9 protein-coding genes and 1 tRNA gene are annotated in these 15,277 nt (G+C 59.9%); 3 read left to right on the forward strand and 7 right to left on the reverse strand.

Translation table 11 applies throughout. The features are described from left to right. Window positions 1–33 precede the first annotated feature (33 nt). Window positions 34–109: transfer RNA gene (locus tag DMP17_RS14045), tRNA-Ala, on the forward strand. 44 nt (window positions 110–153) lie between these two features. On the opposite strand, the gene DMP17_RS14050 is transcribed toward DMP17_RS14045, so the two are convergent. The 6 genes from DMP17_RS14050 to DMP17_RS14075 form a co-directional block, all read right to left on the reverse strand. Next, window positions 154–702 (reverse strand): OmpH family outer membrane protein, encoded by a 549-nt coding sequence (locus DMP17_RS14050; protein WP_337829701.1) that lies wholly within the window; start codon window positions 700–702, stop codon window positions 154–156. A 24-nt stretch (window positions 703–726) separates the two neighbouring features. Next, window positions 727–1,170, reverse strand: a complete 444-nt coding sequence (gene bamE / locus DMP17_RS14055; RefSeq protein WP_337829702.1) for an outer membrane protein assembly factor BamE domain-containing protein — start codon at window positions 1,168–1,170, stop codon at window positions 727–729. A gap of 26 nt (window positions 1,171–1,196) precedes the next feature. After that, window positions 1,197–6,272: a beta strand repeat-containing protein gene (locus DMP17_RS14060; RefSeq protein WP_337829703.1), complete on the reverse strand. Its 5,076-nt coding sequence runs from the start codon at window positions 6,270–6,272 to the stop codon at window positions 1,197–1,199. Window positions 6,273–6,772: 500 nt separating this feature from the next. Continuing rightward, window positions 6,773–8,182 carry an efflux transporter outer membrane subunit gene (locus DMP17_RS14065; protein WP_337829704.1) on the reverse strand — a complete coding sequence of 470 codons (1,410 nt, stop codon included), beginning with the start codon at window positions 8,180–8,182 and terminating at the stop codon, window positions 6,773–6,775. Continuing rightward, the gene (locus DMP17_RS14070) at window positions 8,179–11,385 is read right to left on the reverse strand and encodes an efflux RND transporter permease subunit (RefSeq protein WP_337829705.1); all 3,207 of its coding nucleotides are present in this window, start codon (window positions 11,383–11,385) and stop codon (window positions 8,179–8,181) included. Before DMP17_RS14070 ends, DMP17_RS14065 begins: the two co-directional genes overlap by 4 nt. A 4-nt stretch (window positions 11,386–11,389) precedes the next feature. Further along, complete coding sequence (locus DMP17_RS14075) at window positions 11,390–12,571, reverse strand: efflux RND transporter periplasmic adaptor subunit (RefSeq protein ID WP_337829706.1); 1,182 nt, start codon at window positions 12,569–12,571, stop codon at window positions 11,390–11,392. Between the two features lie 511 nt (window positions 12,572–13,082). On the opposite strand from DMP17_RS14075, the gene DMP17_RS14080 reads away from it, so the two are divergent. Both DMP17_RS14080 and DMP17_RS14085 read left to right on the forward strand, forming a co-directional pair. Further along, window positions 13,083–14,306 (forward strand): alpha/beta fold hydrolase, encoded by a 1,224-nt coding sequence (locus DMP17_RS14080; RefSeq protein WP_337829707.1) that lies wholly within the window; start codon window positions 13,083–13,085, stop codon window positions 14,304–14,306. 106 nt (window positions 14,307–14,412) lie between these two features. Next, window positions 14,413–14,682, forward strand: coding sequence for a GNAT family N-acetyltransferase (locus tag DMP17_RS14085; RefSeq protein WP_337829708.1), 270 nt, complete (start codon window positions 14,413–14,415; stop codon window positions 14,680–14,682). A gap of 19 nt (window positions 14,683–14,701) precedes the next feature. Here DMP17_RS14085 and DMP17_RS14090 read toward each other — a convergent pair whose 3' ends face one another. Next, window positions 14,702–15,253 (reverse strand): hypothetical protein, encoded by a 552-nt coding sequence (locus DMP17_RS14090; RefSeq protein ID WP_337829709.1) that lies wholly within the window; start codon window positions 15,251–15,253, stop codon window positions 14,702–14,704. Between the last annotated feature and the right edge of the window lie 24 nt (window positions 15,254–15,277).

Here is a 15,277-nt window from a genome sequence, read left to right on the forward strand (position 1 = left end):
GCGGAGCGTCGAGACCAGCGGCGCTCCCTATAAGGGGCCTTAGCTCAGCTGGTAGAGCGCTACACTGGCAGTGTAGAGGTCAGGGGTTCGACTCCCCTAGGCTCCACCATTTTTCCTTCTGTTATAGATAATTACGACGCGCTTTGTGGTGCCTTACTGCATGGCGCGCATGACGTCGGGGGTGATGTCCATCGCATTGTTCCAGCCATAAGTGGCGTCGCGTTCGACGATGAGGCTGCATTTCTTCGCCGTCACCACCGATGTTAGCGCCTGCGCGAGCCTTTGTTCGCGGCTTGCGCGCGCTTTGGCGGCTTCGCTTGCGATGAGCGCGGTCTGGCGGGTGCGGGTCGCTACCGCTGTGCGCTGGTCTGTATCTATATCGGCCATGCGCTGCGCATAATCGGCCGGGGCCAATTTGCCCTGAAGCATGGCGAGTTGCCCGCGCCGGGTCGTAAAGCCTGCCTCCTGCTGCGCTGCGGCCGTTGCCAGCGCCCGTTCGGCAGCGGCAATGCGCGCTTCGATGGCACGGCTGGCGGCGGACGCGGTCAGCGCCTCTTTTTTGGCGAGCAAACAAATACCGGGGAGCGCAGGCCCGAAAGCAGGCCCGCTGCTCCCCGAAGTTTGTGCCGCGACATGGGACGCGGCGCTAGCGGCGATGAAAAGTGCTGCAAGACCGATACAGGCCATGCTGCCGGACTTCATCGCCGCACGGGAGAATGTCATGGATTATTGCGCTCCGGCTACGCGGTCTGCGCAGGCCTGATCCTGCCAAACCAACTGCTGCACTTCGACAGTGCGCGCCTTATCGGGGCGGTGAAAACGGATTTCGACGCGGCAGCGTTGCCGCTCGGTCCCGTTACCGGTCGGAAAGAACAGCACATAATTCCACTTGCGCGAAATGCCTGCGTCAAAATGCGGCGGACCGATGAGCGTATAGATGCTATCCTTATCGACGCCCGGCACAATCATTCGCACATCGGCGGGGTTAACGGTCACGCCGCGTTTCTTCATCGTGCGCTCCGTTTCTTCGAACAGCGCAGGATTGACCTGGGCTTGATAGGTCGGAAGCACAGTCATGCTGTCGGCACTTTCCGCCAGCGCCCCGCTTGCCAGCACCCCTGTCGAAAGGGCGCTGGCCAGAAGGGCCGATACAATCATAGTCATTTTCATAAAATCATCCTTTCCTTCGCCGCCCGTCAGAACTGGTAACCGACGCCGACATTGGCCCCGGCCCGTCCGCGGGTGTTGTAGGTTGCGCCTGCCTTGACGATGATGCGGCCATCATCCGACACGCGCGACCCGCCGATGGCAAAGGCGGTCTGGCCGTCATAATAGCCGACCCCGCCCGCAATCATGCCCTTGCCCGGCTCATAGGCTTGCGGCAGTCCGGCAGCGGCGAGCGCCCCGGCCGTCCCCGCATTGGCATCGCGGCGGGCGCTGCCAAGGTCATATTCCAGCATCATGATCCGGCTGTCGGTATAGCTGTTGGCGCGGGCCACAGCATCGTTCATCCCGGCATTAAGCTGGGCAACATTGACCGCATCGGTCGGCGCGGTTCCGGCTGCGACATTATGCAACTGGATGGCATCGCCGCCGGGGTTGAAGGTCACGGATGTGTGGCCTTCGTCATATTGCACCGAATTTTGCGCTGCCATGCTGGCGGCATAAAGCTGCGATCCGTTGACCGCATCGGTCGAGGTGGCGTTGACCGCCCCTGCGCCGACATTGGTGACGACATTGCCGCCCATATCGACCGTCTGGCCCGCGCCCACCGTCAAGCCGCCATTGGCCGTGACCATGCCGGAGAAGGTCGGATTATCGACCACCGCAACCTGCAACTCATTGCCCTGCAAGGTCACTTGCGTGTTCGACCCTTGCGTCACATTGAGCGTGCCGTTGGTGGCGATATTGCTCGCTGCACCGCCATTGGCCTGGATATTCCAGCCCGCATTGGCGGTCGCGTTGATCGCGTTGATCGCGCTGTTGACGTCCGTATAGCTGGTGCCACCGACATTGAGGTCGGTCGTCACCTGACCCGTTACAGGGTCATAGCTGCTATTGCCGCCCAGCCCCGACGCCACGCTTTCGCCCAGCGTATCGGTGCGGTTCGACAGGTCGGTGACCTGCTGGTTGGTCTGGTTAAGCTGCGCCACATTGACCGCATCGGTGTCATTCACTCCAGCCGCGACATTGGTGATTGTATTGCCGCCATTGTCGAGCCCGTTACCGGTCAGCGATACTGGACCATTGGCGCCGCCGCTTACCGTGACGCCATCATTGTCCATCACCGTATTGCCGGTGGTGACGCTGGTGACGTTGAGGTCGGGATTGACCGCAAGCTGCACTTCGGTGCCATTTTGCGTCGCGACAATATTGTCGCCTGCCGTGATGGTGTGGGTGGCGCCGGGGGCAACATTGGCAAGGCTGCTGCCGTGGACTATGCCGCTACCGACCGCGCCGGTGGTGACATTCCAGCCTGCCGAAGCCTGTGTGCTGACAGCGTTGAGGGCCGAGTTCACATCGCTATAATTAGTGCCGCCCACGCTGAGGCCAGTCGTCACCTGACCCGTTACCGGATCATAGCTCGACGTGCCGCCAAGGCCCGACGCGACGCTATTGCCCAGCGCATTGGTCTGGTTGTTGCCAGCAATCAGCGCATCGCCGACATTATTATAGGTGCCGGTCGAGGTCACATAGGAAGGCGCGCCGAGCGTGCCGTCCGCATTGACCACCGAACCGCCGCCCAGCGCATTGGCAAGGCTTTGCTGGTTGGCATGGATTTGCGAGCCATTGACCGCCTGCATCGACGTTGCATCGATGGTGCCGGGGGCGAGATTGTCGATGGTGGTGCCGTCAACGCCCGCAAGCGTTGCCTTGCTATAATCGACCTCGCCCGGATCAACCACGCCGTCGCCGTCCAGATCGGTCCAGTCATATTTGACCGCGCGTTCATCGGCATTGGTGCCCGCGGTTGTAGCCGCGGCAAGCTGGCTGACATTGACCGCGTCTGTATCGTTCACACCGGCTGCGACATTGGTGATAACATTGCCGCCATTGTTCAGGCCATTATTGGTCAGCGACACCGGGCCATTGGCTCCGCCATTTACAGTAACACCATCATTATTCATCACCGTGTTACCCGTGGTCACGCTGGTGATTTTAAGGTTCGGATTGACCGCAAATTCCAGATCCGTGCCGTCTTGGGTAATAATCATATTATTACCCGCTGTGATGCCCAGATTTTCGCCCGGCTCCACGGTGTAGTCGCCAAGCGTCGCTACCGACTCACCCGTGCCGCTCGCATCGGTGGTCACCGTCCATCCCGCGCCAGCCTGTGCGCCGACGGCATTCAGCGCCGAGTTCACATCGCTATAATTGACCCCGCCCACGGTAAGCGCGGTGGTGAGCTGGCCCGTCGTCTGATCATAGCTCGACGTGCCGCCAAGGCCGGACGCCACGCTATTACCCAGCAGGTTAATCTGGTTATTGCTCGCAATCAGCGCGTCACCGACATTATTATAGGTGCCGGTCGAGGTGACATAAGAAGGCGCGGTATAGAGATTGGTTGCCGGATCATAAGCTGCCCCGCCGCCAAGCGCGGCTGTATTGCCTTGCGCCTGAAGGATGGCATCTTCCACCGCATCATTGGTCGCGGCAAGCTGTGACCCGTTAATCGCATCGGTCGAGCTTGCCGACACGCGCCCTGCCGCCACATTGGTGACGGTGCGCTCGGCGCCCACCGCGCCGACGCTCACGGTCGAAAGCGGGTTGGTGCCTGCATAATTATAAGTGATGCCCGCAATCGTGCCAGAGGCCGTACCAACCGCCAAATCCGTCACCGACCCGGCACCAAGCGCCACATCGCCAACGCTTGCCTTGGCGGTAGCATCTTTGCCGATAGCCACCGCTGTATCCTGATTGGCGAGGCTGTTTTGTCCCAGCGCAATGACATCATTTGCCGTCGTTGTTTCGGCTGAGTTCGGGTCATTGGGGTCTATTTGGACCCCGGCTTGGGTGCCGACAAGGATGTTGTTATTGCCAGCGTTGGCCGCGCCAGCCATATAACCCATCGCAACATTCTGATTGCCATTGGTGCCGATACCGGCCTGAAACCCGATAGCACTATTATCGTTTCCGTTTGTAACGGCCCCGGCAGAATAACCGAGTGCTGCGTTGCGATCACCGGTTACGTCGATGTTTGCAGCATAACCCAAACCGGCGTTCATATTACCCGATAAGCTGGAACCCGCCAATACGCCGACCGACGCATTGTTTGATCCGTTTGTGTTCGCGCCAGCTGCTTGCCCCACAGACAAATTATAGTCGCCGATCACCGCTTGGCCAGCAGACCCGCCTAATGCCAAATTTGCGTTACCGGTAACGCCACGGCCTGAACCAATACCAAAGGCGGAATTAAGGTCGCCGACGCTGGATATTCCTGAATTGGATCCGACATAGGTATTGAATAAACCCGAAGATTGCATCCCCGCACCAAGGCCCACCGATACGCCGTCACCATTGGCAAGAGAAAGAGCGCCGATAGCGATCCCGCCTTGATTACTTACGGCATCGCTGCTGATGGCGACACCGACCGAGCTATTCGCGGTAGCTCTGGCGCCTATCGCAATCGCCTCCTGTGCGCCCGCTGCCGTCGATGTGTTGACGCCGATAGCGATGCTGTCGCGGCCCAAAGCGCCATCATTATTATAGTTTGCGCCCTGCACACCGCCGTCATTGATGCTGACATAATGGGTTTGTCCGGCGAGCATTTGTTGCTGCACCTGATAAAGCTGGGTGCCGTTGACCGCATCGGTCGAACCGTCCGCGACATTGCCTTGTGCGACATTGGTGATTTTGGTGCCGTTGGTGACGCCGCCATCGGTCGATGCCACACCGCCCAGTGTTACGCTGGTCTTGTCCGGATCGTCATATTGCACCGAATTGTCGGCGGCGGCCGCCGCTTCATCGAGCGCCGCATTGGTGGCGGCAAGCTGTGACCCGTTCACCGCATCGGTCGAGGTCGCATCGACCCGGCCCGCAGCAAGGTTGGTGATCGTGCGCTCTTCCCCGGCTTTGCCGATGCTGACGGTCGAAAGCGGGACGCTGCCCGCATAATTATAGGTGGTGCCTGCAATCGTGCCGCTGGCGGTGCCGATCACCGTATCAGCGAGAGCGTTCGCGCCTAAAGCGACGCTGTTGGCAAGCGTTGCATTGGCAAGGCTGCCAATTGCCATCGCATTGTCGCCGCCCACCTGCGTTTCGCGACCGAGTGCGATGCTGTCCGATACAGTGAGCCTTGCGCTGGAGGAGAAGTCCGGTTGACCATCGGACGCGACGGTTACGCGCGTTAATGTGCCTGCATGGTCGCCAAGCGCGATATTATATGAGCCGGTCACATTGGCGCCCGCAGCCGTGCCGCTTGCGACATTATAGCTGCCTTGGATGCCGCTCCCGGCATAATAGCCGTTGGCGGTATTCTGCCGACCCTGGACGTTGATGCCCGATTGGCCGCCAAAGGAGATATTGTCAAAGCCCGTGACATTGCTGCCCGCTTCCCACCCGACGGTGGTATTGCGGCTGCCGGAAACGACATTGCCCGATCGTGTGCCGATGGCGGTATTATTCATCCCGTTTACAAGGCTTATAATGCCGTGAACATTGCGCCCCGCCTGATATCCCAAAGCGGTATTATTGACCCCTTTGATGGTTTGGCCGGATTGGGCACCAACGGCCGTGTTGGTGTTGCCGTCGACATTGGTGCCTGCATTATCGCCGATAGCGACGCGCGAAGTGCCCGCATTGGTCGCCCCGCCGCCTGCATTCTGGCCGACAGAAACAGTCCCGTTGGTGAGAGCCTGTGCGCCATTGCCGACGGCGACCGCGCCCGCCCCGTCATTGGGGCCTCTGCCTGCGCGGGCATTATTACCGATGGCGACGGTGCGCGCGCCAAGGGCTTTTGCCGTATCGCCCACCGCAACCGCGCTGACGCCCGTGGCCTCGCTGTCGGTGCCGATGGCGATGCTGTCGCTTTGTCCGGTTGCTTTCGCATTTTTACCGACCGCAATCGCGCCGTCCCCGGTCGCCTGCGCCCCGGCACCGCAGATGACCTGCACACCCGATGCAAGCGCGGCGGCAGCCTGTTGTGACGCGATAGGCGCACCGGTTGCAGCGTCGGCGCATACAACATCTTCGGTCTGCGCCTGTGCAGGGTTGGCGCTCATGGCAAGGGCCGCAATGACAATGAGGCTGGCCCCGCCCAGCTTGGAAACCATTTTCAAATCGCGGCGCGTTGCACGATGCGTAGGCGAACTATGTCGAGTAACCATAATAACCTCTCCAGAAAAGCGAGAATCACTTAAATATTCATTTTGTAAATATATAAGTTGCCGTTACATTACTGGAGAATATCTTGAAATTAGGGCAAAGGTAACTTTGAGAAAATTGGTGTAAACTTTACTAAAGCTTACACTATATTTGTAGTAAAATGTGTAACTGTTGGAAAAATAGAGATTTATTATATAAAATTTTGAAATTATATAAAATGTTATTTTATGATTATTATAATTTAATTCAATGATTTAACCATGCACCCATAATAAGAATAGATGTAAAGCGGGCTTGGATAAGCGCATGGCTTCCAAGAACAGCACCTATCAAGCGTGTAACACGGCTGCGCTTATGGCCCGTCACCAGCTTGCATTTTATAAGGGGAGATGTGCGGGGAGGCGCGGCAAGATGCAGGCCGCGTATCGCGACAAATAGGCGGCGGGGCTTACTGCTCCGGCGTGGGGGTAGCAGGGGCCGCTGTGGCACTATCGCCGCCCAACGCGCGGAACAGAGCGATGCGCGATTGGGCGAGCAGGAGGCGGGTGCCGATTTCGCTGCGGCGTGCGCTATAGAGGCTGCGCTGGGCGTCGAGATTGTCGAGAAAGCTTTCAATGCCGCCCCGGTAGCGCGCGGCGGCGAGATTGGCTGAATCTTGCGCCGCATCGGTATTGGCGGCGGCGGCGCGTACACGCTCGGCGATGGTGCCTTGGACAGCCAGCGTATCGGCAATGTCGCGAAACGCAGTCTGGATTGCGCGTTCATAACCGGCAAGCGCGGCATCGCGCTGCGCTTCGCTCACCGCAACGCCTGCACGCCTGCCGCCAAAATCGAAGATGGACGCGCTCACATTTGCGCCCGCCGAATAGTTGAACGCGCCGCTTTTGAACAAGCCGCCCAGCGCATCGCTTGCCAGTCCCAACAGGCCGGTGAGCGATATGGAGGGGAACATCCGCGCGCGCGCAACGCCAATATCGGCATTGGCGGCGCGCAATTGATATTCGGCCTCGATAATATCGGGGCGGCGCAGCAATATGTCCGAACTGGTGCCTGCGGGAAGCGCGACAATGGCGGGCGTCACTTCAGCAAGGCTGGCGGGGAGCAAGGCGCGGTCAAAATCGGACCCGACCAGCAGCCGGACGAGATTTTCATCCTGCGCCAACGCAGTGCGTTGCTGGGCAATCGCATCCTCTGCGGTCGCCAATATCTGTTCTGCTTGGCGCAGGTCCGAGCGCGGGGCAATGCCGCCTTGCAATCGCGCGCGGGTGAGAGTGACGCTTTCGCGCGCATTTTTCGCGGTATCTTCGGCAATGGCCAAAAGGTCGCGGTCCGCGCCATAGGTCGCCCAAGCGGCGGCAAGATCGGCAATCATCGCGAGGCGCACGGTGCGCGCGGCGGCTTCGGTCGAAAGCGCGCGGTCGCGGTCGGCGGCATTGGCGTTGGCAAGCTTGCCGAAGAGGTCCAGCTCAAAAGCGGAAACACCGCCGCGTACGGAAAAATCGCCGCTGCTATCCGATCCGGTGCCGGAAATCCCTGCGCCGCCTGTCACGCCAAGGTCGGGAAATTGCGCCGCGCGGCTGATGCGCGCTTGTGCCTTTGCGGCAGCGACATTGGCATAAGCGACTTTGAGGTCGCGATTATTGGCGAGCGCCTGTTCGACCAGATTTTGCAAGCGCGGGTCGGTGAACACGCTCTTATAGGATAATATCGGGAGCGCGGCCTCGCTCTGTTTCAGATAGGCATCGCCGACCGGCCAGCTTTCCGGCACCGGCGGGGCAGGCAGCACCGTTTTGGGCGCCATCGAACAGCCTGCGAGCATTAGGGCAGGGGCAAGCAGCAAAAGCGGCTTCACGGTCATGCTATGGCCTCTCCAGTCTCGCCAGTGTCGGCGCTATCGCCCCGCTTCTTGCCGAACCGTTGACGCAGCGCCGCCACTCCGTCGCGCACTCCGCGCCGCACCAGCACGAAGAAAAGCGGGATGAAGAAAATCGCGAGCAGGGTCGCGGTCAGCATCCCGCCAATCACCGATGTGCCGATGGCAACGCGGCTGTTCGCGCCCGCCCCGCTCGCCAGCGCCAAGGGCAGCACGCCAAAGATGAACGCAAAGCTGGTCATCAAAATCGGGCGCAAGCGGATACGCGCGGCAGAAATCGCGGCTTCGATAACCCGCTTGCCTTTCTTTTCCTCTTGTTCTGCAAATTCGATCATCAGGATCGCGTTTTTCGCCGCCAGTCCCATCGTGGTGAGCAGGCCGATCTGGAGATAGACGTCATTTTCCAGCCCGCGCAGATTGACCGCAAACACCGCGCCGACCAGCCCCAACGGAATGACCAGCATCACCGCAAAGGGGATCGACCAGCTTTCATAAAGCGCTGCTAGACAGAGAAATACGACGAGCAGCGACAGGCCATAGAGCAAGGGCGCTTGGCCCGATGACAGGCGTTGCTGGTAGGAGGAGCCCGCCCAAGCGACGCTGGTGCCGGGGATTTGGGCTGCCATCGCTTCCATTTCGTCCATCGCATCACCCGAACTCACGCCCGGCGCGGGTTGGCCGGAAATTTCAAAGGCGGGGACGCCCTGGAAGCGCGAGGTGGTGCTGGGCGTCGTGGCCCAACTAATGCTGGAAAAGGCGGAAAAGGGCGACATGCCGCCATCGGACGAGCGCACATACCATTGGCCCAGATCTTCGGGCTTTGAGCGGAACGGCGCATCGCCTTGGACATAGACGCGCTTGACGCGGCCCTTGTCGAGGAAATCATTCACATACCGCCCGCCCCATGCGGTCGAGAGCGTGGAATTCACATCACTATCACTGAGGCCATAAGCCGAAAGCCGCTGTGTATCGATGTCGATTTTGAGCGAGGCCAAGTCCGGCAAATCGCTTAACCGCACGTTGGAAAGCCGCGGATTGGCATTGGCCATGTCGACCAACTTGTCGCGCGCGGCGACAAAATCTTCGCGGCTCATCCCGCTGCGGTTCTGCAATTCCATCGTGAAGCCCGAAGAATCGCCAAGGCCGCGCACTGCGCCCGGCACCAGCGCGAACACTTGGGCATCGCGCAGCCCGCGCGTGGCCTCGCGGATACGTTCGGCAATCGCGTCGGCGGTATTTTCCTTGCCGGGCCGCTCGTCCCAATCGACCAGATTGAGGAAGCCTTGGCCGGTATTCTGCCCCGACGCATTGCCGCCGCCGCCACCGGCCATAAGGAACAGCGCACCGATATTGGCCTTTTCATGGGTTAGCAGAAATTTTTCGATTTCGTTGCGCACTTCCAAAGTGCGCGCCTGTGTTGCGCCGGTGGGGAGGCGGAACTGGACCGATACGCGGCCCTGATCCTCATTGGGCAAAAAGCCGGTGGGGAGCCGCAGAAAGAGGAAGGCGAGCAGGCCAAGCAGCACCGCATAAATGGCAAGGAAGATCCATTTGCGGTCGACCACATACGCGACATTGTCGGCATAGCGGTTGACCGTGCGGTCAAAGCGGGTGTTGAACCAGATTTTCGCGCGCTCCCCCCATTGCTTGACGCGCGGGAAGCGGCTTTTGCCTTGCGTCCCATGATTGGATTTGAGCAAGGTCGAAGTGAGCGCGGGGCTTAAAATCAGCGCGACCAGCACCGACAGCGCCATCGCCGACACGATGGTGATCGAAAATTGCCGGTAAATCACGCCGGTCGATCCGCCGAAAAAGGCCATGGGCAGGAATACCGCCGACAAGACCAGCGCAATCGCGATCAGCGCGACCTGCAATTCCTTCATCGACTGGATGGTTGCCTCGCGCGGCGACATGCCGGGATTTTCCTCCATCAACCGCTCGACATTTTCGACGACAACAATCGCGTCATCGACGAGGAGGCCGATGGCCAGCACCAGCCCGAACAGGGTCAGCGTATTGATGCTGAACCCGGCTATATAAAATATCGCAAAGGTGCCGAGCAGCACGACCGGCACCGCAATGGTCGGGATGAGCGTCGCGCGCCAGCTTTGCAGGAACACGAACATCACCACAATCACGAGCAAAATCGCTTCAAACAGCGCCTTTTGCACCTCGCTCACCGACAATTTGATGAAGGCGGTCGAATCATTGGCATAGGTGTAGCTGAGCCCATCGGGGAAATCGGCGGCCAGCCCCTCCAGCCGCGCCTTGACCAGATCGGCGGTCTTGAGCGCATCGGCGCCCGGCGACAGCGAAATCAGCATCCCCGCGCCGGGATGCCCGTTGACGCGGCTGATATTGCTGTAATTTTCCGCGCCAATTTCGACGCGCGCAATATCTTTAATCCGCACCGACGAGCCATCGGACAGGGTTTTTAAAATGATATTTTCAAACTGTTCGACCGTCTGCATCCGCGATTGCGCGGTGACGGTGGCGTTCAAAAGCTGGCCTTCGGGGGCAGGGGTGCCGCCGACTTCGCCCGCCGCGACTTCGCTATTCTGCGCGCTGATGGCAGACACCACATCGCCCGGCATGAGCGAGACAGCGGCGAGCTTTTGCGGATTGAGCCAGATGCGCATCGCGTGCGGTGCGCCGAACACATTGACATCGCCCACGCCATCAACGCGCGAGAGCGGGTCTTGCACATTGGAGGTCAGAAAATCAGACACATCCTGATTGGAGCGCGTGTCGGTCGTGTCATAAACCGCGACCAGCAAGAGTGAGTCCGAATTCGACTTGGTCACGCGCACGCCTTGGCTTTGCACCTGTTGCGGCATCCGCGACACCGCCGACTGGATCGCGTTTTGCACCTGCACCTGCGCAATGTCGGGGTCGGTGCCTTTGGCGAAAATCGCGGTAATCCCCGCCGACCCGCGCGAGGAGGATTGCGAGCTGAAATAGAGCAGGCCGTCAATGCCCGAAAGCTGCTGCTCCAAAATCTGCGTCACGCTATTTTCGATCGTTTCGGCAGACGCGCCGGGATAGGAAGCGCGGATATTAATCTGCGTCGGCGCAATGTCGGGATATTGTTCGATGGGGAGCGCGCGCAACGCGCCCAGCCCGCCCAGCATGACGATAATCGCCAGCACCCATGCAAAAATCGGACGCTCGATGAAGATGCGGGACATGGGCTTATTTATCCGATGCTTTGGCAGTGTTTGCCGGTGCGCCGACCCGTTGCGGGCTGCTTGCCGGAACCGCCTTGATATTCGCCCCCTGTTTCAAAGTGCCGAGCCCCTGCGTAATCACGCGCTCGCCCGGTTTAAGCCCGTCGGTTACCACCCAATTGGTCCCGACCGTGCGCTCGGCATTAATTTTGCGCCGCACCGCCTTATTGTCGCTGCCCGCCAGATAGACAAAGGCCGACCCGTCAAAATCGCGCAGCACCGCCGATTGCGGCACAAGGATAGCGGCGGGATTAATCGCCTGATCGAACAAGGCGGTCACGAACATGCCGGGCAGCAACATCCCCTTGGGATTGGGGAAACGCGCGCGCAGGGTCACTGTGCCGGTCTGTTCATTGACCGTCATTTCCGAAAATTCGACCGTGCCGGTAAAGCCGTAATCGCTGCCATCATCCAGTTTGAGCCGCACGGCAGTGCTGCCTTGGCCGACCCCGCCGCTCGCGAGCGATTGGCGCAGCCGCGTCAGTTCCGCGCTTGATTGCTGCATATCGACATAGATGGGGTCGGTGCGCTCGATGACCGCGAGCGCATTGGCCTGATTGGCGCTGACCAGCGCGCCGGGGGTGGCGAGCGAGCGGCCGATGCGCCCGCTGATCGGCGCGGATATGGTAGTGTAGCGCAAGTTGATCTGCGCGGTTTTGAGCGCGGCGGCATTTTGCGCGACCGCCGCGCGGGCCACGCGGGCCTGTGCGCGCGCATCGGTATAATCCTGTTCGGCGACTGCCTGCATTTCGGCGAGCGGTTTCAGCCGTTGCGCCTTTTCGTCTGCGGCCTGCGCGCTCGCATTGGCGCTCGCCAGATTGGCGTTGGCTTGCTCGGCGGCTGCGCGATAGAGGCTGGCGTCGATTTCATATAAAGGCTGGCCCGCGCGCACATAGCTGCCTTGGGTGAACAGCCGCTTGCGGATGAGGCCATTGACCTGCGGACGCACTTCGCTGGTTTCGAACGCGACCGTGCGGCCGCCCAAAGTGGTGGTGATCGGCACCGCTTGTTCGGCGACGATGATATAGCCGACCTGCGCGGGGCCACCTTGTTTCTGGTTCGCGTCGCCTTGAGCCGAACAGGCGCTGAGTGAAACGGCAACCATTGGAATAATAAGGAAAAATGGTTGCATACGTTTATGCAGCATAAAGGAAAAACTCGCAACTGTTCAAACGTCCGCGGGCAATAGCTCGCGTCCGGCCAACGTGAATTCTCCCCGTCCGACGCTATAAATCACTTGTTTACAAATGCAACCTGTGGGCGACGCTTCTACCGCTCCTGCATGTTCCATAAAATTCTGTCCTACGCCGCACCGCCGTCCCACTCTTCGGAGGCGGAACAACAATATGTCGCGGGATAATCTGCGGCGAAAGGAGTGTGTCATATGGTAAAACGGGCGCGCAAAAAAGGAGGCGCATATCTATATATGGTAGCTGGAAGGGCGGAAAAAAATTGCCGATTTGCCCGAACTTTGCGAAGCTAAGAGGGTATTTTTGGCTGAAATGCGGGATTTTAATGATGGCGCCCTTCGCATCACAATATCTTGTGTCGCAAGGGGCCATTCTCGGTCGGCCCGCCGCGAAATCATCTATCAAGCGGGGGTGACTTTATCGTCCCGACAGGCCACATCAGGGAAATGACGAGCGGAATTTTCGGGCATGAGTGATTTGAAATTCACCGGATTTGGCGGCATCACCCTTGCCGCCGACAGTTTTGGCGATGAAGATGCGCCTGCGGTGTTGCTGCTCCATGCCGGCACCCATACGCGCGCTATGTGGACCGATGTGGCCGAAGAATTGGCCCGCGCAGGCCGCCGCGTCATCAATCTCGACCAGCGCGGGCATGGCGAAAGCGAACGGCCTGCCGATGGCCGCTATGATTTTGACGCCTATGTCGCCGATCTGCGCATGGTGCTAGGGGCGATGGCCTCGCGCCCCGTAATTGTGGCCGCGTCGGTGTCAGGCTGGGTCGCCTTGGCCGCGCTCGAAGAGGATGGAGCCAATCTTGCGACCGGTCTTGTCGTGGTCGACGCGCTGCCGCTCGATGATGCGAGCATTGCAACACTTACCGCGCGGATTGAAGCGCAATCGGGGCAGGCGGCGGACCGGCTCGACTGGGATCCGGCGTTCCTCAAGGATATGGATCTGGACCTTGTCCGCGCCCATGTGATGCGCGCCGCGCCGACGCTCAAATTGCCTTTGCTGTTCATCAGGGGGGCCGAGTCCAAATTCACCACCCACGGGGCGGCGGAAAAATTTGTCGATCTTCTCCCCGACAATGAATTTGTCGAAATAGAAGGGGCGGGGCATATGGTCGCCGCCGACCGGCCCGAAGAATTTAACGGCGCGCTGCTCGATTTTCTGGAGCGCCGCGTGCCGCGCGTCACCCCCGAATTCCGCACAGGGTCGGACGCGCGCACCTTGCGTGATGCGCTCGGCTGTTTTGCGACCGGCGTGACGATTGTCACGACCTATGATGGCGACGGCAATCCGGTGGGGCTGACCGCGAACAGCTTCACCTCGGTATCGCTCGACCCGCCATTGCTGTTGGTATGCATCGCCAATGGAGCATCGAGCCTGCCTGCGCTGCGCGACAATGAATATTTCGCGGTCAATGTGCTGCAAATCGGCCAGCAGCCCGCCTCCGACCGCTTTGCGCGGCGCGGCGAGGACCGGTTTGGTGAAACCCCTTGGACGCATGGCGAGTTCGGTTCGCCCGTCCTCACCGGCTCGCTCACCAGCTTTGAATGTAAGCGCCACGAAATGCACGATGGCGGCGACCATGTGATTTTGGTGGGGCAGGTTCTGAAAGCGCAGTTTGAACCGCGCCGCGACCCTTTGCTCTATTTCCGGGGCAAATATCGCCGTCTCCATTTCACCTGACGGGCATTGCATCTGAGCCAGCCTGTCGGAACCAGCCTGTCGGAACCAGCCTGTCGGAACCCTTGCCCGCCCAAGCGGTTGAAAAGGAAATTATTCAGGAGTTTTGATGATGGATGTGACCAATAATGAAGCCAAAAGCCGCTATGAAATGGAAGTTGATGGCCACACCGCTTTTGCCGCTTATGTGCGTCAAGGCGACGTGTGGGATTTCAACCATACGGTGGTGCCGCCCGAATTGGGCGGGCGCGGCATCGGCTCGAAACTGGTCGCGGGCGCGCTCGCCGATGTGAAGGCGCAAGGCGGCAAAATTATCCCGACCTGTTCCTTTGTCGCCGGCTATGTCGAAAAACATCCCGACGCGGCAGAGATAGCCTGACGGTTAGCGGGAGGCGGCCTCAATGCGCGGGCTTGGCCTCATCCACTTTTTCGACCCAATGCGGGTAGAAAGCCGGTTCGCGATAGGACCAGCCGGGCGCGGTCGCCGCCGCCTCGCTGATCGACTGGAGCAGTTCGCGCCGTTTTTCGGGGTGGAGGTGTGGCAGCGCCGCTGCGGCACAAAAAGCGGCGGGGAGCCAAGGCCGTGCTGCGGCTCCGAGCAGCCGTTCGTAAAGGAAGCGATACGCCCCGAAACTGCCCAACCGGTTCTGCCCCAGATCAAAAGCCGACAAGGTAATGAGCGGAGCCATAAAGGGTTCGATCGCGGCCAGTCCGCTATCTTCGGGAATGATGTCGCGCAAATCGTTGAGGCGGCGGTAGATTTTCGCCTGCACGCGGATATTGGTCGCCTCCACCTCGTCGCGCGACCACAGGGCCAGCGCATCATCGCGCTCCAGCCCGACATCAAGCGAGCGGCGGATATAGCGTTGGGTGGCGGGCGGAAAACTCGCAAATTCGCGCATTTCGGCGAGGGCGAAATCTCCGTTGGCGGGTTTGGAACCGATAGTCATCGCGTGGCCTCCAATCCTGCGGGC

The organism is Pseudonocardia sp. TMWB2A (assembly GCF_017312135.1).